27 protein-coding genes are annotated in these 25,859 nt (G+C 74.2%); 13 read left to right on the top strand and 14 right to left on the bottom strand.

What is annotated here, in order from left to right:
- Window positions 1-61: 61 nt before the first annotated feature.
- Both ABZ738_RS12215 and ABZ738_RS12210 read left to right on the top strand, forming a co-directional pair.
- A complete protein-coding gene (locus tag ABZ738_RS12215; protein WP_357212672.1) occupies window positions 62-1,693 on the top strand; it encodes a RecQ family ATP-dependent DNA helicase in 1,632 nt (543 codons plus the stop codon).
- Between the two features lie 102 nt (window positions 1,694-1,795).
- Complete coding sequence (locus tag ABZ738_RS12210) at window positions 1,796-2,299, top strand: hypothetical protein (protein WP_131055897.1); 504 nt, start codon at window positions 1,796-1,798, stop codon at window positions 2,297-2,299.
- Between the two features lie 58 nt (window positions 2,300-2,357).
- On the opposite strand, the gene ABZ738_RS12205 is transcribed toward ABZ738_RS12210, so the two are convergent.
- On the bottom strand, window positions 2,358-3,122 hold the full coding sequence (locus tag ABZ738_RS12205; protein WP_131055895.1) for an ABC transporter permease: 765 nt from the start codon (window positions 3,120-3,122) through the stop codon (window positions 2,358-2,360).
- A complete protein-coding gene (locus ABZ738_RS12200; protein ID WP_131055893.1) occupies window positions 3,115-4,080 on the bottom strand; it encodes an ATP-binding cassette domain-containing protein in 966 nt (321 codons plus the stop codon). Before ABZ738_RS12200 ends, ABZ738_RS12205 begins: the two co-directional genes overlap by 8 nt.
- A 97-nt stretch (window positions 4,081-4,177) precedes the next feature.
- Here ABZ738_RS12200 and ABZ738_RS12195 point away from each other — a divergent pair, with 97 nt between their 5' ends.
- Window positions 4,178-4,936: a TetR/AcrR family transcriptional regulator gene (locus ABZ738_RS12195; RefSeq protein ID WP_236145949.1), complete on the top strand. Its 759-nt coding sequence runs from the start codon at window positions 4,178-4,180 to the stop codon at window positions 4,934-4,936.
- 4 nt (window positions 4,937-4,940) lie between these two features.
- On the opposite strand, the gene ABZ738_RS12190 is transcribed toward ABZ738_RS12195, so the two are convergent.
- The 8 genes from ABZ738_RS12190 to ABZ738_RS12155 are packed head-to-tail and all read right to left on the bottom strand — an operon-like array spanning window position 4,941 to window position 13,478.
- A complete protein-coding gene (locus tag ABZ738_RS12190) occupies window positions 4,941-5,924 on the bottom strand; it encodes a DNA topoisomerase IB (protein WP_131055891.1) in 984 nt (327 codons plus the stop codon).
- On the bottom strand, window positions 5,908-6,861 hold the full coding sequence (locus ABZ738_RS12185) for a glycosyltransferase family 9 protein (protein WP_357212668.1): 954 nt from the start codon (window positions 6,859-6,861) through the stop codon (window positions 5,908-5,910). Before ABZ738_RS12185 ends, ABZ738_RS12190 begins: the two co-directional genes overlap by 17 nt.
- The gene (locus ABZ738_RS12180) at window positions 6,858-7,553 is read right to left on the bottom strand and encodes an SDR family oxidoreductase (protein ID WP_176093251.1); all 696 of its coding nucleotides are present in this window, start codon (window positions 7,551-7,553) and stop codon (window positions 6,858-6,860) included. Before ABZ738_RS12180 ends, ABZ738_RS12185 begins: the two co-directional genes overlap by 4 nt.
- The gene (locus ABZ738_RS12175) at window positions 7,550-8,986 is read right to left on the bottom strand and encodes a PfkB family carbohydrate kinase (protein ID WP_357212666.1); all 1,437 of its coding nucleotides are present in this window, start codon (window positions 8,984-8,986) and stop codon (window positions 7,550-7,552) included. Before ABZ738_RS12175 ends, ABZ738_RS12180 begins: the two co-directional genes overlap by 4 nt.
- 10 nt (window positions 8,987-8,996) lie before the next feature.
- On the bottom strand, window positions 8,997-9,695 hold the full coding sequence (locus ABZ738_RS12170) for an SIS domain-containing protein (protein ID WP_131056825.1): 699 nt from the start codon (window positions 9,693-9,695) through the stop codon (window positions 8,997-8,999).
- Complete coding sequence (locus tag ABZ738_RS12165) at window positions 9,692-10,906, bottom strand: glycosyltransferase (protein WP_131056821.1); 1,215 nt, start codon at window positions 10,904-10,906, stop codon at window positions 9,692-9,694. The genes ABZ738_RS12170 and ABZ738_RS12165 overlap by 4 nt, the downstream gene beginning before the upstream one ends.
- Window positions 10,897-11,868: a glycosyltransferase gene (locus ABZ738_RS12160; RefSeq protein WP_131056823.1), complete on the bottom strand. Its 972-nt coding sequence runs from the start codon at window positions 11,866-11,868 to the stop codon at window positions 10,897-10,899. The genes ABZ738_RS12165 and ABZ738_RS12160 overlap by 10 nt, the downstream gene beginning before the upstream one ends.
- Window positions 11,865-13,478, bottom strand: coding sequence for an HAD-IIIA family hydrolase (locus tag ABZ738_RS12155; protein WP_357212757.1), 1,614 nt, complete (start codon window positions 13,476-13,478; stop codon window positions 11,865-11,867). The genes ABZ738_RS12160 and ABZ738_RS12155 overlap by 4 nt, the downstream gene beginning before the upstream one ends.
- A gap of 259 nt (window positions 13,479-13,737) precedes the next feature.
- Between ABZ738_RS12155 and ABZ738_RS12150 the strand changes: the two genes are divergently transcribed.
- Both ABZ738_RS12150 and ABZ738_RS12145 read left to right on the top strand, forming a co-directional pair.
- Window positions 13,738-14,184, top strand: coding sequence for an SRPBCC family protein (locus ABZ738_RS12150; RefSeq protein WP_131056499.1), 447 nt, complete (start codon window positions 13,738-13,740; stop codon window positions 14,182-14,184).
- An 86-nt stretch (window positions 14,185-14,270) separates the two neighbouring features.
- Entirely contained in the window at window positions 14,271-15,038 is a 768-nt protein-coding gene (locus tag ABZ738_RS12145) for a polyprenol monophosphomannose synthase (RefSeq protein ID WP_131056497.1), read from the top strand.
- A 54-nt stretch (window positions 15,039-15,092) separates the two neighbouring features.
- On the opposite strand, the gene ABZ738_RS12140 is transcribed toward ABZ738_RS12145, so the two are convergent.
- Window positions 15,093-16,706, bottom strand: coding sequence for an NAD(P)/FAD-dependent oxidoreductase (locus ABZ738_RS12140; RefSeq protein WP_131056495.1), 1,614 nt, complete (start codon window positions 16,704-16,706; stop codon window positions 15,093-15,095).
- Between the two features lie 69 nt (window positions 16,707-16,775).
- Here ABZ738_RS12140 and ABZ738_RS12135 point away from each other — a divergent pair, with 69 nt between their 5' ends.
- Window positions 16,776-18,209: an aldehyde dehydrogenase family protein gene (locus ABZ738_RS12135; RefSeq protein WP_357212754.1), complete on the top strand. Its 1,434-nt coding sequence runs from the start codon at window positions 16,776-16,778 to the stop codon at window positions 18,207-18,209.
- A gap of 71 nt (window positions 18,210-18,280) precedes the next feature.
- Here ABZ738_RS12135 and ABZ738_RS12130 read toward each other — a convergent pair whose 3' ends face one another.
- Window positions 18,281-18,682, bottom strand: coding sequence for a ChaB family protein (locus ABZ738_RS12130; RefSeq protein ID WP_131052389.1), 402 nt, complete (start codon window positions 18,680-18,682; stop codon window positions 18,281-18,283).
- 148 nt (window positions 18,683-18,830) lie between these two features.
- Between ABZ738_RS12130 and ABZ738_RS12125 the strand changes: the two genes are divergently transcribed.
- From ABZ738_RS12125 to ABZ738_RS12105, 5 genes are all read left to right on the top strand, one after another.
- The gene (locus ABZ738_RS12125; RefSeq protein WP_131052390.1) at window positions 18,831-19,811 is read left to right on the top strand and encodes a YihY/virulence factor BrkB family protein; all 981 of its coding nucleotides are present in this window, start codon (window positions 18,831-18,833) and stop codon (window positions 19,809-19,811) included.
- 45 nt (window positions 19,812-19,856) lie between these two features.
- Window positions 19,857-20,273, top strand: coding sequence for a DUF2795 domain-containing protein (locus ABZ738_RS12120; protein WP_131052391.1), 417 nt, complete (start codon window positions 19,857-19,859; stop codon window positions 20,271-20,273).
- A 49-nt stretch (window positions 20,274-20,322) separates the two neighbouring features.
- Window positions 20,323-20,784: an SRPBCC family protein gene (locus ABZ738_RS12115; RefSeq protein ID WP_131052392.1), complete on the top strand. Its 462-nt coding sequence runs from the start codon at window positions 20,323-20,325 to the stop codon at window positions 20,782-20,784.
- Between the two features lie 151 nt (window positions 20,785-20,935).
- The gene (locus tag ABZ738_RS12110) at window positions 20,936-21,193 is read left to right on the top strand and encodes a hypothetical protein (protein ID WP_131052393.1); all 258 of its coding nucleotides are present in this window, start codon (window positions 20,936-20,938) and stop codon (window positions 21,191-21,193) included.
- A gap of 191 nt (window positions 21,194-21,384) precedes the next feature.
- A complete protein-coding gene (locus ABZ738_RS12105; RefSeq protein WP_131052394.1) occupies window positions 21,385-21,597 on the top strand; it encodes a hypothetical protein in 213 nt (70 codons plus the stop codon).
- Between the two features lie 34 nt (window positions 21,598-21,631).
- Here the strand turns inward: ABZ738_RS12105 and ABZ738_RS12100 are convergent, their stop codons facing one another.
- Window positions 21,632-22,078: a hypothetical protein gene (locus ABZ738_RS12100; protein WP_357212660.1), complete on the bottom strand. Its 447-nt coding sequence runs from the start codon at window positions 22,076-22,078 to the stop codon at window positions 21,632-21,634.
- A 141-nt stretch (window positions 22,079-22,219) separates the two neighbouring features.
- On the opposite strand from ABZ738_RS12100, the gene ABZ738_RS12095 reads away from it, so the two are divergent.
- Complete coding sequence (locus ABZ738_RS12095; RefSeq protein WP_131052396.1) at window positions 22,220-22,594, top strand: DUF6401 family natural product biosynthesis protein; 375 nt, start codon at window positions 22,220-22,222, stop codon at window positions 22,592-22,594.
- Between the two features lie 51 nt (window positions 22,595-22,645).
- Here the strand turns inward: ABZ738_RS12095 and ABZ738_RS12090 are convergent, their stop codons facing one another.
- Entirely contained in the window at window positions 22,646-23,509 is an 864-nt protein-coding gene (locus tag ABZ738_RS12090; RefSeq protein ID WP_131052397.1) for a hypothetical protein, read from the bottom strand.
- A gap of 188 nt (window positions 23,510-23,697) precedes the next feature.
- Between ABZ738_RS12090 and ABZ738_RS12085 the strand changes: the two genes are divergently transcribed.
- Entirely contained in the window at window positions 23,698-25,821 is a 2,124-nt protein-coding gene (locus ABZ738_RS12085) for a SpoIIE family protein phosphatase (RefSeq protein ID WP_357212657.1), read from the top strand.
- Window positions 25,822-25,859: the final 38 nt, after the last annotated feature.

Genomic DNA, 25,859 nt, shown 5'->3' with positions numbered 1-25,859 from the left:
CGGTCCCGCGTGGCCGGACCGGTGTTTCGGCGCTGGTCCGGCCGGGTACCTGCGGCCCTCGATGAAGCTCACCACGCACTCGATGTCGTTGCGCCGCGCGGCGCGCAGCCTGTTCGGCTGGTCCACCCTGCGCCCCAACCAGCTGGCCGCGATGCGCGCGGTGATGCGGCGGCGCGACGCGTTGGTGGTGCTGCCCACCGGCGCCGGCAAGTCGGCGATCTATCAGATCCCGGCGAGCCTGATCCCCGGCCCGACCGTGGTCATCTCCCCCCTGCTCGCCCTGCAACAGGACCAGATCGCCGCGCTCAACGAGCGGCAACGGGCCGAGTTGCGGGCGGTCCGGATCAGCTCGGACGAGTCGCCGGCCCAGCAGGCCGAGGCGATCGCCGAGATCCGCGACGGCCGGGCCGAGTTCCTCTTCATCACGCCGGAGCAGTTGGCCAACCCGGACCGGCTGGCCGAGGTGCGCGCGTTGAAGCCGGCGCTGGTCGCGATCGACGAGGCGCACTGCATCTCGGCCTGGGGGCACGACTTCCGCCCGGACTACCTGGCACTCGGTCAGCTCATCGAGGGCATCGGGCGGCCGCCGGTGGTGGCACTGACCGCCACCGCCTCGCCGCCGGTACGCGACGACATCGTGGCGCGGCTGCGGCTGCGTGATCCCGAGATCGTGGTGTCCGGACTGGACCGGCCGAACCTCTTCTTCGAGGTGGCGCACTGCCCGACCGAGGACTACCGGTGGCGGCGGCTGATCGCCCTGCTGCGCGACGAGGAGCGGCCGGGCATCATCTACGTACCCACCCGGCGGGCCGCCGAGGACCTCGCGGCCCGGATCACCGACGCCGGCTACCCGGCGCAGTTCTACCACGGTGGAATGTCCGCCAGCGCCCGCGCCCGGCTGCACGAGGCGTTCCTCGCCGACCAGGTGCCGATCATGGTCGCCACGTCGGCGTTCGGCATGGGCATCGACAAGCCGAACATCGCCTGGGTGGTGCACATGGCGCTGCCCGACTCGCCGGACAGCTACTTCCAGGAGATCGGCCGGGCCGGGCGCGACGGCCAGCCCGCCCGCGTCCTGCTGCTCTGGCAGGCCGAGGACGTCGGCCTGCAACGCTTCTTCAGCGGTGGCCTGCCGGACGCCACCGAGTTGCGGGACCTGGCCGCCCTGCTGCGGCAGGGACCGGCCACCAAGAAGGAGCTGCGCGAGGTGACCGGGCTGGGGCCGCGCAAGCTCGGGCAGTACCTGGCCCTGCTGGAGCAGGTCGGTGCGGCGCAGCCGCGCGCCCGGCAGCGGATCGGCGCGCCGCGCTACTCGCCGACCCCGGTGGAGGCCGCCGAGGCGGCCGTGGCCGAGGCCGAGCGGCAGCAGAACCTGACCCGCTCACGGACCGACATGATGCGGGCCTTCGCCGAGACCACGGGCTGCCGGGGGCAGACCCTGCTGGCGTACTTCGGCGAGCAGATGACCCAGATCTGCGGGCACTGCGACAACTGCCACGCCGGCACCAGCACCGCCGACGACGGCGCGGTGGGTCCGTTCCCGGTGCACAGCCAGGTGCGGCACCCGGAGTGGGGCGGCGGCCTGGTGCTCAGCTACGAGGACGACCGGATGACGGTCCTCTTCGAGGAGGTCGGGTACAAGACGCTGTCGGTCAGCGTGGTGTCCGAACAGGGACTGCTGACGCTGGACTAACCTGAGCCCGCCGCGATGGCGGCGGGGACATACCGGGCCCGGCGCGGCCAGCACGGATGGCGCGTGACCGGGATCCGGACGACGAACGGGAGAGGCACGGTCGTGATCGAAGAGCCGGCGTACACCGCTTTCGGTTTCTCCGACGAGGAGTGGGGGTTGCTTGTCGGCCTGCCGCAGGCGGTGCTCACCGCGGCGAGCGCCGCGGAGTCCGACAGCACCCGGGCGACGATGGCCGAGAGCGCGGCCGGGCTGGAGACCATCTCCACCGGTCGGGAGTCGGCCAGCCCGTTGGTGGCCGCCGTGGCCGGGGAGATCGTGACCCGGGTGGGCGACCCGGAGGCCGGTGAGGAGTTGCCGGTGATCGCGCCGGACGACCCGCGCGCGTACGCCGAGGACGTGTTGGGCCGGGCCAAGGCCGCTGCGGCGCTGCTGGCGGAGAAGGTCGACGAGGGCGAGGCCGGCGCGTACCGGCACTGGCTGGTGGAGATCACCGACCAGGTGGTGGGGGCGGCCACCAGCGGCGGCATCCTCGGGCTCGGCGGCAGTCAGGTCAGCCCCTCGGAGCGGCGCTTCCGGGACCGGCTGGCCCAGGTCCTCAACGACTGAGCGACAGTGACGGTCGGGGGGCGACACCCGTCGGGTGTCGCCCCCCGCGTCGTGCGGATCAGGCGATCCGGCGACGGAACAGCACCGCCGAGAGCAGCACCGCGACCGCCAGCAGACCCAGGCACCAGGCCGCCGCACGGGCCGGCGCCGTGCCGACCGGCAGGTCGAGCAGCAACCCGCGCAGGGACTCGATGACCGGCGTGACGGGTTGGTGTTCGGCGAAGCCACGCAGCCAACCGGGCAGCGTCTCGACCGGCACGAAGGCACTGCTCGGGTAGGGCAGGAACATCACCAGGAAGGTGTAGCCGCTGGCCGCCTCGGGGGTACGGGCCAACAGCCCGAACGCCGCCGACAGCCAGGAGACCGCCAGCAGGAACAGCAGCAGCACCCCGGCGGCGGCCAGCCACCGCAGCGGTGCCACGGCGGGCCGGAACCCGATGGCGACGGCGACGGCCAGCACCAGCACGGTGGAGACCGTGTTGCGGGCGATGCTGGCCACCACGTGACCGCCGATGATCGAGGTCGCGCCGACGTCCATGGTGCGCAGCCGCTCGATCATGCCGTTGGTCATGTCCGTGGTGACACTCACCGCCGTGCCCGCCGCACCGAACCCGGCGCAGAGCAGCAGCACGCCGGGCACCACGTAGGTGACGTACGCCGAGCCGGTGTCGATCGCCCCGCCGAAGAGGTAGACGAAGACCAGCATCAGCATCACCGGCAGCAGCAGCGAGGTGAGCAACGCGTCGACGTTGCGGCGGGACAGCCGGACGCAACGGCCGATCATCACCGCCGTCTGCGATCCGCGTACCGCCAGCTCAGACATGGGCCACCTGCCGTTTCGCGGGCACCGGAGTGCCGGTGAGGGTGAGGAAGACGTCGTCGAGGGTCGCCTCCCGGACGGCGAACCGGGCCACCCCGTGACGGTCCGGATCGATCTCGTCGAGCAGCGCGCGCACCTGTGCCGCACTGCCGTCGGTGGCCACCGAGAGGGCGAGCCACTCGGGGTCCCGGCCGGTGACCCGGTCGCCCAACAGCGCGGCCGCCGCGCGGAGGCCGGCCTCCTCGTGCCAGGTCAGCTCCAGCCGGTGCGCGCCGAAACGGCGCTTGAGGTCGTCGGCGGTGCCCTCGGCGGCGATCGCGCCCTGGTGCAACACGGTGATCCGGTCGGCCAGTCGGTCGGCCTCCTCCAGGTACTGCGTGGTGAGCAGCACGGTCACCCCGGTGCGGGCGAGTTCGCCGACGACCTCCCAGAGCCCCTGCCGGCTGCGCACGTCCAGGCCGGTGGTGGGCTCGTCGAGGAAGACCACGGACGGCTGCCCGACCAGGCTGGCGGCGAGGTCCAGGCGGCGGCGCATGCCCCCGGAGTAGGTGATCGCCTGCCGCCCGCCCGCGTCGCTCAGCGCGAAGCGTTCCAACAGGTCGGTGGCGCGCTTCCGGGCCGCCGACCCGGACAGCCCGGTGAGCCGGGCCAGCATGGTCAGGTTCTCCAGGCCGGTCTGGGTGTCGTCCAGGGCGGCGTGCTGGCCGGCGAGGCTGATCGTCCGCCGGACCCGCCGCCGGTCGCGCACCACGTCGTGGCCGGCGACCCGGGCGCTGCCCCCGTCGGGCCGGGTCAGCGTGGCCAGGATCCGCACGGTGGTGGTCTTGCCGGCCCCGTTCTGGCCGAGCAGCGCGTGTACGCCGCCGGCCGGCACCCGCATGGTCAGCCCGTCGAGGACGACGAGGTCGCCGAAGGACTTCCTCAGCTCGACCAGCTCGACCGCCGGTGGTCCGTTCGTCATGGGTCACCCTCCGCTTTCTGCGTATGCCGTACGCTTATCTGCGTAGAACATACGCAGAAGTTAGGATGAGGGTCAAGCCGGTCCGGTGGAGGTGGAAGTGAGCGACGGCCCCGAGGTCGAACTGCCCGAGAACGTCGCGCTCGCCTGGGGGCTGCGCGAGCGTCCGAGCCGTGGCCCGAAGCGTGGCCTCAGTCTGGAGCAGGTGGTCTCCGCCGGGATCCAGGTCGCCCAGTCGGAGGGGCTCGGCGCGGTGTCGATGAGCCGCGTCGCCCGCGAGCTGGGCGCGTCGACGATGTCGCTCTACCGGTACGTGCCGACCAAACACGACCTGCTCGACCTCATGGTCGACACCGCGTACGGACCGCCCCCGCGCCCACGTGCCCCCGACGAGGGGTGGCGTCCCGCACTGACCCGGTGGGCCGAGGGGAGCCTGGAGGCGTTACGCCGACAGCCGTGGATACGGCACGTGCCGATCAGCGGCCCGCCGATTAACCCCAACCAGGTCCGCTGGCTGGAGTACGGACTCCTCGCCCTGGCCGGCACCGGCCTACGCGGCACCGAGCGGGTCTCCACCATCATGCTGGTCAGCGGGTACGCCCGGAGCTGGGCCACCACCACCGCCGACCTAATGGAGGCGGCGGTGCGCAGCGGGCAGACCCCCGAACAGGTGGGCCTGCACTACTGGCGGCACCTGGCCCGGCTCACCGCCGACGGGCCGTACCCGGCGATCCACGAACTGATCGCCGAGGGCGACGACGACGAGGACTACGTCGACGCCGAGTGGCGGTTCGGGCTCGGCCGCGTGCTCGACGGAGTCGAGGCGATGATCCGGACGCGTACGGCGGGCGGCCGGTGACCGGTCAGGACCGGTCCAGCAGGTCGAGCACGGCGCGCTCGGCCTGCTCGCGGTCGGTGTCCCGGGTGACCGGCACCACCACACCGTCGTGGAACAGGTCGACCACCCTCGGGTCCACGTAGGACGTCCGGGCCACCGTCGGGGTGTTGCCGAGCAGCTCCGCCACCTCGCGCATCACGCCGGCCACCGCGCGCCGACGGGCGGTGACCGACCTCGGCTGCCCGAGGACGGCCAGTTCGGTGGCCGCCCGGACGGTGGCGTGCCAGGTGCGGAAGTCCTTGGCGGTCATCTCGCCGCCGCTGGCGTCGCGCAGGTAGTCGTTGACCTCGTCGGCCCGCACGTCGCGCCACTGCCGGCCGTCCCAGTAGCCGAACAACCGGTCCGCCGCCCGGCGACTGCGACGCAGATGGGTGAGCACCCGGCACAGCTCCGGGTCGGAGACCCGACGCACCTGCTCGATGCCGCCCTTCGCCGGGAACTCGAAGACCACGCAGCCCTGGCGGGACCGGGCGTGTTCGGGGCGGAGGGTGGCGACGCCGAACGTCGGGTCGTCCCCGGCCGCGTACTGGTCGCTGCCGACCCGGAAGGTGCCCATGTCGAGCAGCCGGGTCACGGTGGCCAGCACCCGCTCGCGGCGCAGCCCGCGCCCGGTCAGGTCGTGGCCGACCCGTTCGCGCAGCACCGGCAGCCGGCGGGCCACCTCCAGCACGTGCTCGAACTTGGCCTCGTCCTGCCGCTGCCGCCACATCGGGTGGTAGAGGTACTGCTTGCGGCCGGCGGCGTCGGTCCCGATGGCCTGGATGTGCCCGTTCGGGTGCGGCGAGATCCACACCTGGCGCCAGGCCGGCGGGATGACCAGGGCACGCAGCCGGGCCAGGTCGTCCGGGTCGCGCACCGGCTCGCCGCGCGGGTCGACGAACGACCAGCCCGGACCGCGTCGCCGGCGGCCGTATCCCGGCCGGCCCGGATCACTACGCCGCAACCGCACGATCCGCCCGCACCACCCGTTCCACCTCCTCGACGGCGGCCAGCACCGCGTCGACCCCGACGGCGGTGACCGCCGGATGACCGTCTACCCCGTCCCGGCCCGGGGATGCCGCCGGTCCGGCCCAGAGCACCCGGTGTCGTCGTCGCTCCGGCGGCGGCCCCCATCGGGCGGGCGGGACCGGACCGAAGATCACCACCGACGGGGTGCGGTAGCCGGTGGCCAGGTGCGCCACTCCGGTGTCCCCGCTGACCACCAGCCGCGCACCGGCGACCAGGGCGGCGAGCTGCCCGAGGTCGGTCTGCCCGGCCAGCACCGCGTCGGCGGGCAACCCGACCTCGTCCGCGACCCGTACGGCGGTGGCCCGCTCCCCCGTACCGCCGGTCAGCACCACCCGGTGTCCCCGGCCGGTCAGCTCCCGGGCCACCGCCGCGTACCGCCCGGGAGGCCAGCGCTTGGCCGGCACCTTGGAGCCCGGATGCAGCACCGTCACGCCGGTCGGCATCGTCCCCGACGCCGGCCGTCGCAGGTCCAGGTCGGTCGGGTCGGTCGGGATCCCGTACCAGCGCAGCAGCCGGCACCAGCGCGCCACCTCGTGCTCCTCCTCGTCCCACCCGGGCCCGTCGGCGTGGTCCGCCCGCGCGTCGGCGAAGGCGAACAACCGGTCCGGGCCGGTGGTGGCGAGCAGCCGGTGCGAACGCGGCCCCCGGCCGTGCAGGTTCACCGCCACCTCCACCGGCCCGCCGGGAGTCCCCAGCCGGTCCAGACCGTCGGCGGGCAGCAGCCGGTCCACGCCGCCGACCAGCTCGACCAGCGGGCCGAGCCAGGCCGGCGCGGCGAGCACCAGTTCCCGGTCCGGGTACGCCGCCCGCAACGCCCGCACCGCCGGGACCGCCGTGGCGAGGTCACCGACGCCGAGGGCACGCAGCGCCAGGATCACGGGTACGAGGTCTCCTGCTCGGCGCAGACCACCATCTCGCGGACCGCGCAGCCGGCCGGCTGGGAGAGCGCGAACATCACGGCGGCGGCGGTGTGCGCCGGGTCGTTGAGGATCGCGTCCGGCCCCGGCCGGTACTGCGCGTCGCGGTCGTCGAAGAAGGCGGTCCGCATGCCGCCCGGCACCAGCAGCGTCACGTTCACCGACCCGGCCAGCTCGGCGGCGAGCGCGCGGGTGAACCCGACCACGCCGAACTTCGCCGCGCAGTACGCCGTGGCGTCGCTGACCGCCTTCACCCCGAGCGTGGACGCCACCGTGACGACGCTGCCCCGGGCGGCCTCCAGGAACGGCAGCGCGGCCCGGATCACCGCCGCCGTGGCCAGCAGGTCCACCGCGACGATCCGGTCCCAGGTCTCGCCGGGCACGTCGGCCAACCGGCCGGGCACGTCCACCCCGGCGGCGGTGACCACCGCGTCGAGACCGCCCTCCCGCTCGGCGAGCTGCCGGGTGGCGGCCTCCGCCGCCCGGGTGTCGGCCAGGTCGCACTCGACCCAGGCCACCCCGTCGCCGGGCGCCTGCCGGTCCAGCACCAGGGGCCGCCCGCCGGAGCGGGCCACCGCGGCCACCACGGCCGCGCCCAACCCGCTGGATCCGCCGGTGACCAGCACGGTGCGGCCGGTGCCGGGCGCGCTCATCGGGACACCCCCACGCCGGTACGGGCGGCCGTCGCGGCGATCATCTCGGTGGTGGACCGGCCGTCCAGGTACGGCACCACCACGGTGTGGCCGCCCCAGCGGCGCAGGATCTCGGCCTCGGGCAGACAGTCACCGTCCCCGCCGCCGGTGGCGTAGTCCCCGCCCTTGACCCAGATGTCCGGCCGCAGCCAGGACAGGGCCGCCGCCGGGGTCGACTCGTCGAAGATCATCACCGCGTCCACGCAGCTCAGCGCCGCCAGCAGGCGGCTCCGGTCGTCCTGCCCCACGACCGGCCGGTCCGGTCCCTTCAGGCCGCTGACGCTGGTGTCGGAGTTGAGGCACACCACCAGGCAGTCACCGAGTTGCCGGGCGGCCTGGAGGGTCGCCACGTGACCGGCGTGCAGCAGGTCGAAGCAGCCTCCGGTCGCCACGACCGTCCCCCCGGCGGCGCGGACCCGGGCGACCGCGGCGGCGGCTGCCGCCACCCCGACCCGGTCACCGCCCACCGCCGTGTGCACCGCCTGCGGCGCCCGCCGCACCGGCGGCGGCAACGCGGTCGCCACGCCCCCGTCCGCCACGTACGCCGACGCCTCGGTCACCGCCTCCTGCACCGCCTCGGAGAGCAGCGCACCCCGGCCCAGGGCCAGGCCGGCGGCGACCGCGAACCGGTCGCCCGCGCCGCAGGTGTCACCCTCGGCGGCCATCGGCGTCGGCACCACCAGCGGCGTCGACCCGGCGTGGCTGAGCAACGCGCCGTCGGCGCCCAACGTCACCGCCACCGCACCGGCCCGCCAGCGTTGCCGCAGACGCTCGGCACCGTCGGCGGCGGTGGCCAGCCGGGTGGCGGCGGCCGGCGCCTCCACCAGCTCCTGCACCTCCGTCTCGTTCGGTGTCACCAGGTGCACCCCGGGCACCGCCGCCGGGCCACGGGGGTGCGGATCCCAGACCACCGGGGCCCGGGTCGCCGCCAGGGCCGCCCGCAGCGCGGGCTGCCGTGCCACCCCCCGGCCGTAGTCGCTGACCAGCACCACCGACGCCCGCTCGATGACGCGCAGCACCGCCTCGGCGGGTTCGCCCGGCGTCTGGGCGCCGCCGCCCCGGTCGTGGCGCAGCAGCACCCGCCCGCCGGCCCGCAACCGGATCTTCTCCGGGGTGGACCCGGCCAGCCGCAACGGGTACACCTGCACCCCGGCAGCGGCCAGCAGCACTCCCAGCCGGGCTCCACCGGCGTCGTCGGCCAGCGCGGTGACCAGCACCACCTCGGCGCCCTGCGCGGCGGCGAAGACGGCGGCGAGCCCGGCCCCGCCGGGCCGGTCGACGTGCGCGGTCTCGTCGAGCACCGGGACCGGCGAGTCCGGACAGAGGCGGTTCACCACGCCCTCCACGTCCCGGTCGAGCAGGGTGTCGCCGACCACCACCACGGGTCCCCTCACACTTGCCTCCTCATGCTTCGACCGGTCGGCCGGCCCCACCGTCCAGCACCACCTCGACCCCGGCGCGGACCGGACCGGCCGCCGGTGCGTCCGACGCCGCCGGCACCACCGGCTCCACGTACTCCACCGTCGGCCGCTCGGCCATCGCCAACTCCACGTACTCGCAGAGCAGGTGACTGGAGACCAGGTGCAGTTCCTGCACGACCTGGGAGTCCGGGCAGTCCACCGCGAGCGCCTCGTGACACGCGTCCGCGAGGGGGTTGGGCGCCGGTCCGGTGAACGCCCAGCACCGCAGCCCGGCCTGGCGGCCCGCCCGCGCGGCGGCCAGCAGGTTCGTGCTGCCGCCGCTGGTGGAGAGCAGCAGCAGGACGTCGTCGGGGCGGCCGTGCGCGCGGACCTGCCGGGCGAAGACCTCGTCGTAGCCGTAGTCGTTGCCGATCGCGGTCAACGCCGAGGTCTCGGCGTGCAGGGCGATGGCGGACAGCGGCTGCCGGTCCTCGCGCAGTTTGCCGACCAGCTCGGCGGTGAGGTGCTGCGCCTCGGCGGCACTGCCCCCGTTACCGGCCACCAGCAACCGGCCCCCGGCGGTCAGGTGCTGCGCCAGGGCGGCTCCCCACCGGACCAGCAGCGGCTCGCACCGCCGGTACGGCGGCAGCGCGGCGGCCAGGTGCGCCAGGTGCGTCTCCAGCGGGTTGCGCCCCGGCATCAGGCCACCACCCGGGTCGGCCGGTGCACGGCGGCCACCTCGGCGTACACCTCGGCGAGACGTTCCGCGGTGACCGTCCACGAGTAGTGCTGCCGGGCCCGTGCCCGCGCCGCGCCCGCGTACGCGAACCGGCGGATCCGGTCGTCCAGCAGCCCGGCCAGCGCCTCGCCCAGGGCCCTCGGGTCCCGCGCCGGCACCAGGTCCCCGGTCACCCCGTCGACCACGGTGTCCCGCAACCCGCCCACAGCGGTCGCCACCACCGGCACCCCGCAGGCCATCGCCTCCAGCGGGGTCAGGCCGAACGGTTCGTACCAGGGGGCGGCGACCAGGATGTCCGCCGACCGGTACCAGCGGCCCATCTCCTCCCTCGGCACCGCGCCGACCAGCCGGACCCGGTCGGCCACCCCGCAGCTACGGGCCAACGCGCGCAGCCGCCGGGCGTACGGGTCGGTCTCCAGCAGCCCGGCGGGCGGGCCGCCCACCACCACGCACTCGGCGTCCGGCACGTGCGCCATCGCGCGGACCACGGTCTGGAAGCCCTTGCGTTCCACCAGCCGCCCGACGGTGAGGATCCGGGGCCGTCCCGGCTCCCGCTCGGCGGCCGGGCCGAGCGGGGCGAACGTGCCCAGGTTCACCCCGGACGGCACGACCGTCATCGCCGAGCGGGGCACCCCCATCCGGACCAGTTCGCCGACCTCGTCGCGGCACTGCGCGACCACCCGGTCCACCGAGCGGCCGAGCTGGAGTTCGTAGCCGATCCGCCGGGCCGGGCTGGTGTCCTGGACGCCCTGGTGACGGCGCTTGACCGTGCCGAGGGCGTGGTACGTCTGCACCACCGGCACCCCGACCTGCCGACCGGCCTGCACCGCCGCCAGCCCGCTCATCCAGAAGTGCGCGTGGATCACCTCGGGCGTCCAGTCGCCGCGCCAGCGCTCCACCAGCCAGGCGCCGAACGCGCGCATGTGCGGCAGCAGCGCGTCCTTGGCCACCGGCTCGGCCGGCCCGGCGGGTACGTGCACCACGTCGTAGCCGTCCGGACTGCGCACGGTCACCGGCAGGTCCACCGCGTCGCGCCGGGTGTAGACGCGGACGTCGTGCCCGGCCGCGGCGAGCGCGGCGGAGAGTTCCGCGACGTGCGTGTTCTGGCCGCCGGCGTCCTCCCCGCCCAGGATGGCGAGCGGGCTGGCGTGCTCCGAGATCATCGCTATCCGCATACTTCCTCCTCCAGCAGCCGGTCCCAGTCGGCGAGGAAACGGTCGAGGCCGTAGCGTTCCCGGGCGGCGGCCCGGGCCGCCTGTCCCGCGAGCCGGGCCACCTGCGGCTCGGCGACGAACCGGCCGGCGGCCTCCAGCAGCTCCTCGACGCGGGTGTCCAGGGCACCGGCGTCCGGCGGCACGGCCATCACCGCCTCGGTGCTGGCCAGTGCCACCACCGGCATGCCGATGCTCATCGCCTCGATCAGGCTCAGCCCGAGCGAGGTCCACCGGCACAGGTGCAGGTACGCCCGGCGGCGCGCCAACTCGGCGTGCATCCGGTGCTGCGGAACGTCGTCGTGGCTGGTGAGGCGGTCGGCGGGCAGGCCGAGGTGGTCGGCGAGCCCGGCCACCTTCATGCCGAAGACGTCCAGCGGGGCGATCTCGGCGAACCGGGGCAGCAGGTCGGTGCCGGTGACCCGCCACCGGCGCACCGGTTCGTTGATCACCACGGCCAGCCGGTCCAGTTCCCCGGTGTACTCCACCGTCGGCGGCACGATGCCGTGGTCGACGACGGCGGTCCGGGTCGTTCCGGTGTCCCAGAACAGCTCGTTGAAGGCGGTCACGTGGGCGACGAGCAGGTCGTCGCGGTCGGCCATCGGGTGGCGGCTGTGCGGCACGTCCCCGTCCTTCGGGGTGTTGTGCTCGACGTAGACCGCCGGCACGTCCCGGCCGGGCCGACGACCCAGCCACCGCTGCGCCAGCTCCAGTTCCTCGGGGCGTTGCAGGACGACCACGTCGACCTCGGTGTCGCGCAACTGCTCCGGGCTCACCTCGGCGGCGCTCTCCGGCCAGGTGTACGTCCGTGCCCGGCCCAGCCCGTACGGCCCCCGGTCCGGGGTGGCCGGGACCAGGTAGCGGTGTTTGCCGTGCACGAACGACGTGGTCCACGAACCGTGCACGTGCCAGAGCAGGATGTTCATCGGCCGCCTCCGGTGGATACCGCCGCACGGGACACCGCCGGGCGGGAGGGCACCCGGTCCGGCGGTACGCCCAGCAGCCGGAGCGCCTCGACGACCGCGCCCGGGGAGATCCCGCTGAGGCAGGGGTGACCGGGCACCGGGCAGCGTGCGGCGCGGGTGTCGCGGCATCCGGCGGCGGCGTCGCCGAGGCGTACCGTCGGCACCCGCCAGGGACCCCACTGCCCGAACGGGACGGTGGGGGCGAAGAGGCTCACCACCGGCACCCCGGAGGCGGCGGCCAGGTGCGCCGGGCCGGTGTTGCCGACCACGAGCGCGCCGGCACCGGCCACCACGGCGGCCAGCTCGGCGAGCCCGGTCCGGCCGCCGAGGTCGTGGGCGTACCGGCCGGCGACCCGGGCGGTCAGGTCCCGTTCCTGCGGGCCGCCGGTGACCACCACCCGGTGGCCTGCGGCGGAGAGGTCCCGGGCGATCCGCTCGGCCAGTTCCGGCGGGCAGCCCCGGGCCGGCGCGTCCGAACCCGGGTGCAGCACCACGTAGCCCGGTGCGCCGGTCTCCGGCGGCGGGGCGAGCGCCGGACGCAGTCGCAGGCGCGGCTCGTCGTGGGCGGGCAGCGCGTACCCGGCGGCGGCCGCCAGCGACAGGGCGCGTTCGGCCTCCGGCACACCGGCCGGCACCCGGTGCCGGACGTCCAGCAGGCTTCCCGGGTAGTCGTCGCTGATCGCGGCGATCCGCCGGACACCGGCCATCCGCAGCAGCAGGGCCAGCGGCAACGGCGACTGGTGGAACGAGGTGAAGACGACCGCCTCGTCGGCGGCGACGGCCGCCAACCGGGCGGTCAGCGCGGCCATCTCGGCCGGGTCGACGGGACCGGGCGCGGGATCGATCCACGGCAGCCGGTGCTCCACGATCTCGTCGACGCCGGGCAGCATCTCGGCGGCGGCCCGGCCGCGCGGGCCGCAGAGCAGCACCACCCGGTCCGCACCGGCGGCCACGGCCCGGATTCCGGGGCCGGTGACCAGCACGTCCCCGACCGAGTCGGCGCGCACCACCAGCACCGTCCGCCCCCGTCCCGCACCGGTCGGCCGTGGCGTGGCCGGGCGTAGCGCCTGCTGACGGCGCAGGATCTCGTCCACGGCCGACGGCAGGTCGGCGGCGAGCCACCCGGCGGCGGCGATCTCCTCGGCGCGGGTGACCGGTGTGGGCACCAGGATGCCCGCCGCACCGGCGGCCAGCGCCGCGGTGACGTCCCGGCCGATGTCGCCGATCATGACGCAGCGCGCGGGTACGGTGCCGAGTGCCCGGGCGGCGGCGTGCACCAGCCCGGGGGCGGGCTTGCGGCAGGCACAGCCGTCCCCGTCGTCGTGCGGGCACACCTGCCACGAGTCGAAGGGGCCGAGCAGGTCCTCGACGCGACGGTGCACCCGGTGCAGGTCCGCCTCGGTGAACAGGCCCCGGGCCAGCCCGGACTGGTTGGTGACCACGGCGAGCCGCAGGCCGGCGGCGCGCAACCGGTCCAGCGCGGCCCGCGCGCCGGGCATCGGACGCACCTTGTCCGGGTCGCCGTTGTACGGCACGTCCTCGACCAGGGTGCCGTCGCGGTCCAGCAGCACCGCGTCGAACAGGACCGGACCGGCCCGGTCGACGCCGGTCAGCACCCCGGCTGACCTGCGCTGATCCGGCTCCCCACGGTCCTGTCGCACGGGCGGCGGGTTCCCGGCGCCCCGAGGAGTAAACGTCGCCCGGGACGTGGTCGACGGGTACTCCACGCCGACCAGCGCACCGCCGCTCGCGGGTGGCCTTACCCACGGCCCCCGAGAAGCTAACCCGTGGTGCCGTTAGCCGGGCCGCCCACCTGGGTACGGCCTGTTCGTGGCGATCGTGGAACGGAACATCGAGGCACCGGTACGGCAGGTCTGGGCGGTGCTGGCGGACGGGTGGACCTACAGCGACTGGGTGGTCGGCACCGCGCACATGCGGGACGTCGACGACGACTGGCCCCGGGTGGGGACCCGGCTGCACCACCGGGCCGGCCCCTGGCCCTTCTCCCTGGAGGACTCCTCCCAGGTGCTGGAGTGCGAGCCGGAACGGAAGCTGGTGCTGCGGGTGAAGCTCTGGCCGGCCGGCGAGGGGGTGGTGGTCTTCACCCTGGAACCGGTCGGGCCGCACACCACCCGGGTGCTGCTCGGCGAGGACTTCGCCGCCGGCCCGCTGCGCTGGCTGCGCACCAAGGTCAATGACTTGGTGCTGCACCAGCGCAACAAGGAGACGCTGAGTCGGCTCGCGGACATCGCCCGCCGGCAGAAGACGCCGGACTGACCTGGCCAGGGGGAGCCGATTCCCCCTGGAACGGACAAGTGGCTACGCTCTCGGGGAAGCCTGTCCGCAGACCGAGGATGTCCTCCATGATCGAACCCGTCCAGTTACCCACGCCGTGGGGGGACGCGCGCCTGACCGTCGTGGTACCTACCTACAACGAGGCGGGCAACCTGCCACTGCTGGTCGAGCGCCTGCTCGCCCTGCCGTTGCCGGGCCTCAAGGTGCTGGTCGCGGACGACAACTCCCCGGACGGCACCGGCGAGGTGGCGGACAAACTGGCCATCGAGCACCCCGATCGGATCGAGGTCGTGCACCGGCCGGGCAAGGAGGGCCTCGGCCGGGCGTACGTGGACGGGATCAGCCGGGCCCTCGACGGCGGGGCCGAGTACGTGGCCCAGATGGACGCCGACCTGTCGCACCCGCCGGAGGCGCTGCCGGGAATGCTCGGCGCGCTGCTCTCCACCCAGGCCGGTGTGGTGATCGGCTCCCGGTACGTGCCCGGTGGCGAGCTGGACGAGAACTGGCCGCTGTACCGCCGGGCGCTCAGCGGCTGGGCCAACCTGTACGTGCACACGCTGCTGCGGGTCCGCATCCGGGACCTGACCGCCGGGTTCAAGATCTGGCGGGCCGACGCACTGCGCGACATCGGGCTGGAGCGGGTGCAGTCCAACGGTTACAGCTTCCAGGTGGAGATGCACTACCTCGCCACGAAGCTCGGGCACACCATCCTGGAGGTGCCGATCCGCTTCGAGGAGCGGCGCGACGGCGACTCGAAGATGACCACCGCCACCAAGATCGAGAGCGCGTTGATGCCGTTCAAGCTGCGTACCCGGCATCGCGGCATCGAGCGCTGAGCCACCGCGCGACACGCGACCGGCCGCGTCGAGGTGGCCGGTCGCCGCGACGCGTCAGCGGTACACGGCCCGGTGGGCGGTGTCCACGGCCCGGCGGTAGACACCGCCGGTGAGCGTCCGGTCCCGGGCCAGCGCGGCCCGGGCCGCGTTCGCCCCCGGTGCGCCGTGCACCCCGCCACCGGGATGCGCCGACGCGCTGGCCAGGAAGAGCCGGTCGACCGGGGTGTCCGCGCGGCCCAGTCCGGGCACCGGGCGCAGGAACAGTTGCTGGTAGGGCGCGGCGGTGCCACCACCGATGGCACCGCCGACCAGGCTCGGATTGGCCTCCTCGAGATCGGCCGGCCCGAACACGTGCCGCCCCACCACGAGGCTCCGGAAACCGGGCGCGGCCGCCTCCAGCACCGCCTCCATCCGCTCCACGTGACCCAGCACGTCCTCGCCGCGCCAGTGCCGGCGGAACGGCAGGTGCGTGTACGACCAGAGCGACTCGGTGCCCGACGGGGAGTGGCTGGGGTCGGCCACCGACATCTGCCCGACCAGCAGGAACGGGTCGAGGGGCAGCTCACCTCGGGCGAGCGTGGCGGCGTACCCGGTCAACCCGCCGAGATCCGCTCCGAGGTGCACGGTGCCGACGGTGGCCAGGCGCCGGTTGGTCCACGGCACCGGCCCGGACAGCGCCCAGTCCACCTTCAGCGTCGAACCGTCCCACCGGAAGTGCTCCAGGTCCGCCACCAGCCTCGGCGGCAGCGCCGCCGCGCCGACCAGGTCCAGGTAGAGCGTGGGCGCGGGCACGTCGGCCAGGACCGCGCGACGCGCCCGGTACCGCCCGCCGTCGGCGGTGCGGACGCCCATCGCCCGCCCCCGGGCCACCAGGACCCGGTCCACGTGGGCGTCGTAGTGGATCCGGCCGCCCCGCTCGGCCAGCCGGGCCACCAGCGCGTCGGTGATCTTCTGTGCCCCGCCGGTCGGCACCGGCCAGCCGACCTGCTGGCCGAGCATGACCAGCAGCCAGCCGTACACGCCGGAGCCGGCGTCCTCGGTGGACAGGTCGGTGTGCAGCGCCGAGCCCGCCAGCAGCGCCGGTCCACCGGCACCGCGGAACATCTCCTCGCCGAGGCGACGCACCGGCAGGACCATCCGCCGGGCCAGCCGCAACGCACCGCCGGTGTGCAGCCGACGCAGCATGTCCCACCCGGGGCGTACCGGCGGGAAAGGGGTGGTGATCAGGTCCAGCATCGGGTCGGCGATGCGCTGCCACTCGGCGTACGCGGACAGCCAGCGTTCGCCGTCGCCGGGCGCGAACTCCTCCAACGACGCCGCCGTGACGTCGGGGTCGCGGTTGAGCAGCGCGGCGCGGTCGTCCGGGAAGAGGTGGGCCAGCACGTCCGGGGCGTGCCGCCAGGCCAGCCCGTACCGGGTCAGGTCGAGCCCGCGCAGCACCGGCGAGGCGTAACCCAGCGGGTAGAAGGAGCTGTAGAGGTCGCTGAGGTAACCGGGCGAGGTCACCTCGGCCGAGCGCACCGCGCCACCCGGCGCGCCGGTCGCCTCCAGCACCAGCACGTCCCAGCCCGCGTCGGCGAGCAGGTTCGCGGCGACCAGACCGTTGTGGCCGGCGCCGACGACCACCGCGTCGGCTGTTTCGGCGCCGAGAGAACCGGACGACGTCATCCACCGACGCTACCCGGGCTCAACCGGGCGAAACGTTTGCCCGCCGACCATCGGGGCATGCAGCGCGCCATGTACACGGTTGCGCAGCTCATCGGTGGGGTGTGGGGGGCCGGCGGGGAGGCCGGTGACCTGGTGGTGCACGACCCGGCCACCGGTGCCCCGGTGACCGGCGCGCCGGTCGCCACCTCGGACGAGGTCGACAAGGCCGTCGCGGCGGCGCGCGGCGTGGCGGCCGAGTGGGCGGCGACGCCCCCGGCCGAGCGGGCCGCCGCGCTGCACCGGGCCGCCGACGCGGTGGCCGCCGTCGCCGACGAGCTGGCCGAGGCGACCACGACCGAGATGGGCAAGCCGCTCGCCCACGCGCGGGGCGGCGTCGAGGCCGGCATCGCCACCCTGCGGCAGTACGCCGAACTCGCCCCGACCCGGGGTGGGCGGACCCTGCACGGCACGCCCGACGCCCTGGACTTCATGACACCGCAGCCGCGCGGCGTCGTCGCCGTGATCACCCCGTGGAACGACCCGGTGGCGGTGTCGTGCGGGCTGCTCGGTGCCGCCCTCGTCACCGGCAACGTGGTGCTGCACAAGCCGAGCGAACGCACCCCGGCGACCGGATGGCTGCTGGCCCGCGCCGTCGACTCGGCGCTCCCGGCCGGCGTGCTCTCGCTGCTGATCGGCGGCGCGGAGACCGGGGCGGCGCTCGCCGGGGCCGAGGTGGACGTGGTGGCGCACGTCGGGTCGACCGCCACCGGCCGGGCCGTCGCCGCGGCAGCCGCCCGCAGCGGCGCCAAGGTGCTGCTGGAGAACGGCGGCAGCGATCCGCTGATCGTGGACGCGGACGTCGACCCGGTCTGGGCCGCCGGGCAGGCCGCGACCGGCGCGTTCGCCAACGCGGGCCAGATCTGCGTGGCGGTGGAGCGCGTCTACGCGCACCGCGACGTGGCCGAGGACTTCGTCGCCGCGCTGGTGGAGCGGGCGGCGGCGCTGCACGGCGGGCCGGGCCGCGATCCCGCCACCGACCTGGGTCCGCTCGTCGACCGGCGACACCGCGACCAGGTGCACGGGCAGGTGACGGCGGCGGTCGCCGACGGGGCACGGATCCGTGTCGGCGGGACGCTGCCGGAGGGACCGGGCGCCTTCTACCCGGCCACCGTGCTGGACAACTGTCGGCACGACATGGCGCTGGTCCGGGAGGAGACGTTCGGGCCGGTCGCACCGGTCGTCGTGGTCGACTCGTTCAGCGAGGCGCTGCGGTGTGCCGCCGACTCGCCGTACGGGTTGGCCGCGACCGTACTGACCGGGTCGATGAGCCACGCCCAGCGGGCGTGGCGGGAGCTGCCGGTGGGCACGGTGAAGGTGAACGCGGTCTTCGGCGGCGCCCCGGCCGGGGCGGCCCACCCGCGTCGGGGCAGCGGTCAGGGTTTCGGCTACGGGCCGGAACTGCTCGACGAGTTCACCGCCACCAAGGCGGTGCACATCGAGGCTCCCGGCGGCGGGCACTGGTGAGGACCGCGTACCCGCACGTCGAGGGCCCCGACCCGGCGCGTGACGGCGGGTCGGGGCCCTCGGTGCGACGGTCAGTCGCCGCGTGCCTTGGCGGTCTGCCGGTTGTTGGCCTTCTGGATGGCCGTGACCAGTTCCGGCTTGGTCATGCTCGACCGGCCCCGCACGTCCAGTTCACGGGCCCGCGCCATCAGGTGCTCCTTGGGGGCGTTCGCGTCCACCCCGCCGGCCGTGGGTGCCCGCCGCTCCGGACCACCCCCGGCGGCCTGCCGGTCGCTCGGGCCCTTGCGACCCTTGGGCTCCCAGTGGTCGCCCACCTTCTCGAACTGGTGCTTCACGGCGGCGAAGGCGGTCCGGTGCGCCCGCTCACCCTCGCCGTACGTCTCGACGGCCGAATCGTGCGTCTTCTCCCAGGTGCGCTGGGCCTTCTCCGGGGAGCGCCGCAGCGTGCTGGGCAGTACCTCGCGCCCGGGCATCTCGATCCTCCTCCGTGGTCGGGTCATTCCGACTGGCGTTCCCGGTCCACGCGGCGCTAAACCTCGGCACCGGTTTGCCGTCGCGCGTGCGGGGGTACCGGCCGGGCCACCCGGCGTAACCGGTGCCGGCCGCCACCAGGGAGCGGTGATGACCACGACGAACCCGGACGCCCCGGCCGCCGACCCGCCGGTGTCCGCGCTACCCGGCCGGATCCGGCAGCTGCACTGGTCGACGTGGCGCGGTGTGCTGGTCCGCAGCGGCCGCAACTACGTCCAGGACAACTGCACCGACTGGGCCGCCGCGCTCACCTACTACGGCGTGCTCGCGCTCTTCCCCTCCACCGTCGTGGTGGTCGCCCTGGTGGGGCTGGTCTCCGACGGGGAACGCACCGTCGACACCATGCTCGACCTGGCCCGGGACGTCGGCGCGGGGTCCGTGGTGGCCAACGAGAGCTTCGTCGGCGTGGTCCGGGGCGTGGTGGAGCAGAACAGTTCGGCCGGGGTACTGCTCAGCTTCGGTCTGCTCGGCGCGCTCTGGTCCGCGTCGAACTTCATCGCCTCGTTCACCCGCGCCTCGAACACCATCTACGGGGTGACCGAGGGGCGGCCGGTGTGGAAGCTGCGGCCGATCCAGGTCGGGTTGGCGGCGCTGTCGCTGGTGCTGCTCGCCGTGGTGGCCACCGGTCTGATCGTCAGCGGGCCGGTCGCGGACGCGGTCGGCAACCTGGTGGGCGCCGGAGGTGCGGCTCGTACGGCCTGGTCGGTGGTGAAGTGGCCGGCGCTGGCGATGATCGCGATGCTGCTGATGTCCCTGCTGTTCTGGGTGGCGCCGAACGTGCGCCAGCCCCGGTTCCGGTGGCTCACCCCGGGTGGGGCGGTGGCGCTGGCCACATGGGCGTTGGGCTCCTTCGGCTTCGGCCTCTACGTGGCCAACTTCGGCTCGTACGACACCACGTACGGCAGCCTCGGCGCGGTGATCGCGTTCCTGGTCTGGCTCTACCTGTCCAACTCCGCCCTGCTGCTCGGCGTGCAGATCAACGCGGAGTTGCAGCGGGGACGGGTGATCCAGTCCGGCGTGCGCGACGCCGAGGAGCCGGTATTGCCGCCCCGGTCACCGGCCCCCTCGTGACCCGGCGCCGGTTTACCGCCCACCGGGCCGGGTAGCGCAGAAGGCATGGAACGCGGCAGCAGCAAGCACGCACCGAGAGTCGACGAACAGATGGAGCAGGAGGTCAGCGGCCTGGTCCAGGGGCCGGGGACCGGTGGCTCACGGGTCGACGAGTCCCGGGTGCCGGAGCCTGCGGGCGAGGACCAGCCGGAGACGACCACGGTCGTCGGCGGCGAGACCCGCAGCGGCACGCCGCAGGGCATGACGTCCGAGGACGTGGAGGCTCGCAGCCGGTTGGGACGGTTCATCACGATGACCGCCCTGCCCGGGGACCGGGCGGCCCTGCTCGCCAATGCCCGGGAGAACGAGGCGCCGGACGACCTGCTCGCCGAGTTGGAGCGACTGCCGGAGGGCACCCGGTACCAGACGGTGTCCGAGGTCTGGGCCGCGCTCGGCCACAAGAACGAGACGACGCGCTGGTGAGGATGGCCTTCTGCGGCCACCCCCCGCACCGGCGCAGGAGAGGATCCTGATGAGTGGTGTAACCGAGCACGTCGACGTCTCCGTCCCGATCCGGACGGCGTACGACCAGTGGACGCAGTTCGAGGAGTTCCCCCAGTTCATGGAGGGCGTCGAGGAGGTCCGACAGCTCTCCGACACGCTCACCCACTGGACCGTGGAGATCGCCGGCGTCAAGCGCGAGTTCGACGCCGAGATCACCGAACAGCTTCCCGACGAGCGGGTCGCCTGGCGCTCGACCGGCGGCACCAAGCACGCCGGGGTGGTCACCTTCCACCGGCTCGACGAGCAGAACAGCCGGGTCACCCTCCAACTGGAGTTCGACCCGCAGGGTGTCGTCGAGCAGGCCGGCGACAAGCTGGGCGTCGTGGACCGCCGGGCAAAGGGTGACCTGCAACGCTTCAAGCAGTTCATCGAGCGACGCGGGCAGGAGACCGGCGCCTGGCGGGGCAGCGTCGACCGACCCCAGCCCTGATCCCTCGCGTACCTCCCGCCACGGCCGCCGCTCACCCCGGCGGCCGTCGCCGTTGTCGGCGGGGGTCGTCGTGTGTCGGCTGGCCGCGCCGCAGGTCTGTGCCCCGCCGGGTGTGCCGTTTGGCGGGTGCGGGTGGGGGTAGGGCGAGGGTATGAGCGACGACAGGGTGTGGCGTGACGAGGAACGGCTGCCGTTGGAGGAGTTGGACCGGGCGGTCGCCCGATCCACGCTCGACGGGCAGTCCGACGACGTGACCGGCAACGACGCCGGTGAGGAGGCCGCGTTCGGCCATGGGCCGGAAGCCGCCGACCGGGGTTCCCAGGTGCCCGGCACCGGACGCGAGCCGACCGACCCCGACCGCGCGCACCGCCCCTCCACCACCGGACGCACCGGCCCGGACACGCTCTGACACCAGCCCTCGGCCGCCGCCGATCGGGGCGTCACATCGGGGGACAGACCCCGTGCAGCGCCTCACGCCCAGGCGACACGCCCATGATCGGCGGCGATTGGGTCAGCCGGACGGGTCGGGATTCGGACGGGTCGGACAGATTCGGCCGTTCGGCTGACGGCAACGCCGCGACAGCGCGCAAGACTTTCGGAATGCATCAGGGCTCCGGCTTCCTCAACCCGCGTCAGCGCCGCCTGGCATGGCTCGGCTTTCTGCTCGCCGCCGCTCAGGCACCCGTCTCCGCACGCTTCACCGAGGACAGCTCCTGGCTGTTCAGCCTCTGCGTCGCGCTGATGGTGGCAACGGTGATCATCGCTGACGACACCGCGCGTCGCCGTCCGGCGGACGCCCGATCCTCGGAGTAACCACCCGCACCCGGGCTCGGTGGACTGACCGCCCTCACCCGGCCTCCTGCGGGCGGGCCTCGTGACCCGCGCGACCACGGGTACGACGTCGCTCCTTCATCTCCGCCTCGTACAGGTGCCGCCGGCCCCCGACCAGTTCGTCGCGAGCCGTCCGGTCCAGGTCCTGGAAGAGCGCGTAGTACCCGTCGTCGAAGTCCTCGACGATCTGGAACGTCCAGCGACCCGCGATCACGTTCCGACCCACCAACTCGTCGGCGATCCGGTCGGCGATGGTGCCGTGCCCGGCCGAGCGGAACATCCGCACCGCCTCGTCCAGCATCAGGTCGGCGTGACCGATGAGCTGGTGCATCGAGTAGAGCTGGCCACGGGCGCGCTCCAAGCACTCCAGCGCCTCGCTGAGCTTGCCGAGCGCCGCCACCGTGTCGTCACTCACACCGGCCGGTCGCCGGTGCCCCTCGTCGGGCCTGTCGGTGGTGTCCATTCGTGCCTCCCTGCTGCCGCCACTGCCCGTCTGACCGGGCGACCGGTCGGGTCCGGGTGTCCGGCACGACGACCGGCCGACCCCCGCACCAGCCGAGCGGCCGAGGTCACCGCCGGTCCGAGTTGGCTAGATTCGTTCCCCATGCGCGTGCCGTCGAACCGGGTTCGGACCCATACCACCGTCGAGGAAAACCGGTCGGCGCTGATGGCGCTCGCCACCACGCTGGGGCTCGACGGGCTGGCCGCCGCCGCTGCCCTGCCCGGCCTGCTCGCCGTGGTCGACCAGCACGCCGCCGCGGTGCGGGACAGTCTGCACGGCGACGACACCCCGCTGACCGCCGCCGCGCTGGCCGGCTACGCGGAGGGGCTGCGCGCCGCCGCCGACGAGCACGGCTGGCAGCCGCCGGCCACCCCGGTCGAGTGGGCCGAGGCGGACTGGGTGCTGGTGCGACTGCTCGCCGTCTGCGCGCTGATCGTCACGCTGGACACCCCGGCACCGCAGCCGCCCCCGCTGTGACGCGAACGGGTGCCCGCCGTGCGGCGGACACCCGTCACCCTTCGCGTACGGTCACCGACCGAACTGCTGGGTCTCGTCACCCGAGTTCCCGGACTGGTACGTACCCCGTCCCCCGGACATCGACGACTCCTGTCCCGTCGACGTCGGCTGGGTACGCTGGCCCGACCGGTCGGCCATCTGCCGCTGCATGTCGCTGCGTCCGGCCTGGGCGCCCTGCCGCTGTTCGCGGACGGCCCGCGACTCCTCCGCGATCCGGTGGAGCCAGCCGTCCCAGCGGTTCTGCATGGGCTTGACCAGACCACCGCCCACGCCGACGATCAGGATGCCGGCCACCGTGGCGAGCACCGCGATCAGGACCGGAGTGGTGACGGTGGTGGCGATACCCACCTGGTTCAGGGCCGCGATGACGCCGAGCGCGATGATGAAGACCGCCGTCAGGTCGGCCAGCACCCGCCCGTACGACAGACCGCCCAGCGCCCCGCTGACGAGGTCCCGTACCGCGTTCGCGATCGCCGCGGCGATCACCACGATCACGATCGCCACGAAGGCTCGGGGCAGCCAGGCCACCACACCGCCGATCAGGTTGCTGATCGCGTTCGGACCCCAGACGCCGAAGGCGAACTGAAGCGTGAACAGCAGTACGGCGTAGTACGCCAGGCGGGCCAGGATGTCACTGGCGTCGTACCTGGTCCGTTCGAGCGCGCGCTTGATACCGCCCCGTTCGACCGCGCGATCGAACCCCACCCGTTCCAGGACCGTATCAACGATCTTGAGCACGGCTCTGGCGATGAGCCATCCGACCACCAGGATCGCGATGAACGCGATGGCCCTCGGTACGAACAGCAGCACCGACCTCCACATGTCGGCCACAGCGTCACCGATGTTGACCTGCCTGGCCGCCAGGGTTTCCGGCATGATGTCCCTCCTGTCGCATGGACTGCCCCGCGCGCTTACCCCAACGTCGGGACTGCACGCCGGGCAGGTCACCTGCTTTTTCCCGACACATCCCGACAGAACGGCCCTGACCTGCCCTGATGTCCCGGCCCGAAGCACCGGGCGCATGATCGGAAACACGGGTCGAGGGGTCGGGCTAGGCTGCGGGCATGCCAGGAACGGTCGGGCGAGTCCCCACGCCAGCAGGCCAGGCGCCCCGCGCGCCGGTGCCGCGTGCCGCGACCGTCGTCGGCCACCACGAGTGGGGTGCGACGGTGCTGGGCACCCGCGAGTCCTGGGACCCGGCGGTCCGCGCCGCCGTGGAGGTGGTGCTCGGCTCACCCGCACCGATGGCGCTCTACCTCGGCGACGAGTTGCTGCTGCTCTACAACGACGCGTACGCCGAGCTGATCGGCGACCGGCACCCGCAGGCCGTGGGGCGGCCGGCGGCCGAGGTCTTCGACGAGGTGTGGCGGCTGCCCGGTGTCGGAGACGTCGTCGAGCACACCTACCGCACCGGTGAGCCCTTCCTGGAGAAGGAGGCACCCCTCCCGCTGCGCTCCGACGGACTCGACCCGTCCGTCTACATCTGGGCCTGCTCGACCGTCCGCGACAGCCGGGGCCGCATCGCCGGGGTGCTGTCGGTGGTCGCCGAGACCAGCCCGGCGACCCGCCAGTTGCAGGGGCTCAGCGAGTTCGCGGCGGCGCTCTCCGGCACGCTGACCCTCGACGACGTGGCCCGGGTCGCGCTGCGGTACGCGCTCGCCTCGTTCGACGCCGACCGGGTCTCGTTCGCCGTCGACGACGGGGGCGGTGGAGGCGGCTGGCGGCTGGTCCGCCGGGTCCGGGGCGAGCTGGTGGACGAGGCGGACGAACGGCTGCCCCCGCTGTGGCGGCGCGGACCGGCGGACTGGCCGGCACCGGCGGCACTCAGCGCGCGTACCGGCCAATCCCACTTCGTCGACGACGGCGAGCCGCTGCGCGACATCGCCGCCGACCGGCACGACCAGCGGGTCCGTGCCCTGGCGGCGATACCGCTGCGGGCGTCCGGGGTACGCGGCGCGCTCACCGTCGGCTACCGCACCCCGCACGCCTGGACCGCGCCGGAACAGGCGTTGCTGGCCGCGTCGGCCGAGCTGGTCGGGCAGGCGACCGAGCGTGCCCGCCGCTTCGAGACCCAGCACGGCACCGCCCAGCTACTCCAGCGCAGCATGTTGCCGGAGAACCTGCCCAGCCTGCCGCTGCTGCGGATCGCCGCCCGCTACGACCCGGGCGTCGACGGCAACGCCGCCGGTGGCGACTTCTACGACGCGTTCGTGTTGCCCACCGGCGACCTGGGGGTGGTGCTCGGCGACGTGGCCGGGCACGACGTGCAGGCCGCCGCCCGGATGGGGCAGGTCCGCGCCGCGCTGCGGGCGCTGGCGCTCAACGACCCGCGTCCGGACCAGGTGCTCGCCGGACTCGACCGCCTGGTCAGCAGCCTCGGGTCCGAGACCGGCACGTACGAGCTGTTCGTGACCGTGGCGTTCGGTGTGATCGACGTGGCACGGGAGCAGCTCACCCTGGCCAGCGCCGGCCACCCGGCACCGCTGGTGCGCCGCTGCGCGCCGGGGGGCAAGGCACGGGCCGTCTACGTGGACGTGCCGACCGGCGCGCCGCTGGGCATCGGCTACCGCCCCGCCACCGGCACCGTCGCGTTCTCCCCCGGCGACACCCTGCTGCTGTTCAGCGATGGCGTGGTGGAACGGCGACGGCAGGGGTTGTCGCACGGTCTCGCCCGCCTGGCGGAGTCGGTGGCCGCCGCACCCAGCGGTGACCCGAGGGCGTTGTGCGCCGCCGCCACCGCCTCGGTCCCCGGTGCCACCGAGGACGACGTCGCCGTCCTGGCCGTCGAGTACGCGCTGCGGCCGAGCCGGTCGGCGCGGATGGAGGTGCCGGCCGAGCCGACCGCGCCGAGCCGGGTCCGGCACTGGATGACCGCGCTGCTCACCGAGTGGCGGGTGGCCGAGTCGGTGATCGGCGCGGCGGTGCTCTGCACCAGCGAGCTGACCACCAACGCCCTGCTGCACGCCGGCACCGAGGCCCTGGTCGAGATCGACCTCAGCCCGGAGCGCCTGCTCGTCTCGGTGGCCGACTCCGGGTCCCGGGGCACGGTGACCCGGGCCCGCACCGACACGTTGAGCAGCCGTGGCCGGGGGTTGGGCCTGATCGAGGAGCTGACCGACGCCTGGGGCACCGACCCCACCGTGCGCGGCTCGACCGTCTGGTTCGAGATCCTCCTCCCGCCCGACTGACCGCCCCGCCCTCCGGGGCAGACCCACCGGCCTGCCCG

The organism is Micromonospora sp. NPDC047793 (genome assembly GCF_040642635.1).
Classification (GTDB): domain Bacteria; phylum Actinomycetota; class Actinomycetes; order Mycobacteriales; family Micromonosporaceae; genus Micromonospora.
The sequence above is the reverse complement of the archived record's forward strand: the minus strand, read 5'-3'. Positions and strand labels throughout refer to the sequence as shown.

Bases quoted from the DNA above. Each gene is read 5' to 3' on its own strand.
- ABZ738_RS12215 (WP_357212672.1), top strand. From the start codon at position 62: ATGAAGCTCACCACGCACTCGATGTCGTTGCGCCGCGCGGCGCGCAGC.
- ABZ738_RS12205 (WP_131055895.1), bottom strand. From the start codon at position 3,122: ATGTCTGAGCTGGCGGTACGCGGATCGCAGACGGCGGTGATGATCGGC.
- ABZ738_RS12200 (WP_131055893.1), bottom strand. From the start codon at position 4,080: ATGACGAACGGACCACCGGCGGTCGAGCTGGTCGAGCTGAGGAAGTCC.
- ABZ738_RS12180 (WP_176093251.1), bottom strand. From the start codon at position 7,553: ATGAGCGCGCCCGGCACCGGCCGCACCGTGCTGGTCACCGGCGGATCC.
- ABZ738_RS12165 (WP_131056821.1), bottom strand. From the start codon at position 10,906: ATGCGGATAGCGATGATCTCGGAGCACGCCAGCCCGCTCGCCATCCTG.
- ABZ738_RS12160 (WP_131056823.1), bottom strand. From the start codon at position 11,868: ATGAACATCCTGCTCTGGCACGTGCACGGTTCGTGGACCACGTCGTTC.
- ABZ738_RS12145 (WP_131056497.1), top strand. From the start codon at position 14,271: ATGATCGAACCCGTCCAGTTACCCACGCCGTGGGGGGACGCGCGCCTG.
- ABZ738_RS12140 (WP_131056495.1), bottom strand. From the start codon at position 16,706: ATGACGTCGTCCGGTTCTCTCGGCGCCGAAACAGCCGACGCGGTGGTC.
- ABZ738_RS12135 (WP_357212754.1), top strand. From the start codon at position 16,776: ATGTACACGGTTGCGCAGCTCATCGGTGGGGTGTGGGGGGCCGGCGGG.
- ABZ738_RS12130 (WP_131052389.1), bottom strand. From the start codon at position 18,682: ATGCCCGGGCGCGAGGTACTGCCCAGCACGCTGCGGCGCTCCCCGGAG.
- ABZ738_RS12125 (WP_131052390.1), top strand. From the start codon at position 18,831: ATGACCACGACGAACCCGGACGCCCCGGCCGCCGACCCGCCGGTGTCC.
- ABZ738_RS12120 (WP_131052391.1), top strand. From the start codon at position 19,857: ATGGAACGCGGCAGCAGCAAGCACGCACCGAGAGTCGACGAACAGATG.
- ABZ738_RS12115 (WP_131052392.1), top strand. From the start codon at position 20,323: ATGAGTGGTGTAACCGAGCACGTCGACGTCTCCGTCCCGATCCGGACG.
- ABZ738_RS12110 (WP_131052393.1), top strand. From the start codon at position 20,936: ATGAGCGACGACAGGGTGTGGCGTGACGAGGAACGGCTGCCGTTGGAG.
- ABZ738_RS12105 (WP_131052394.1), top strand. From the start codon at position 21,385: ATGCATCAGGGCTCCGGCTTCCTCAACCCGCGTCAGCGCCGCCTGGCA.
- ABZ738_RS12100 (WP_357212660.1), bottom strand. From the start codon at position 22,078: ATGGACACCACCGACAGGCCCGACGAGGGGCACCGGCGACCGGCCGGT.
- ABZ738_RS12095 (WP_131052396.1), top strand. From the start codon at position 22,220: ATGCGCGTGCCGTCGAACCGGGTTCGGACCCATACCACCGTCGAGGAA.
- ABZ738_RS12090 (WP_131052397.1), bottom strand. From the start codon at position 23,509: ATGCCGGAAACCCTGGCGGCCAGGCAGGTCAACATCGGTGACGCTGTG.
- ABZ738_RS12085 (WP_357212657.1), top strand. From the start codon at position 23,698: ATGCCAGGAACGGTCGGGCGAGTCCCCACGCCAGCAGGCCAGGCGCCC.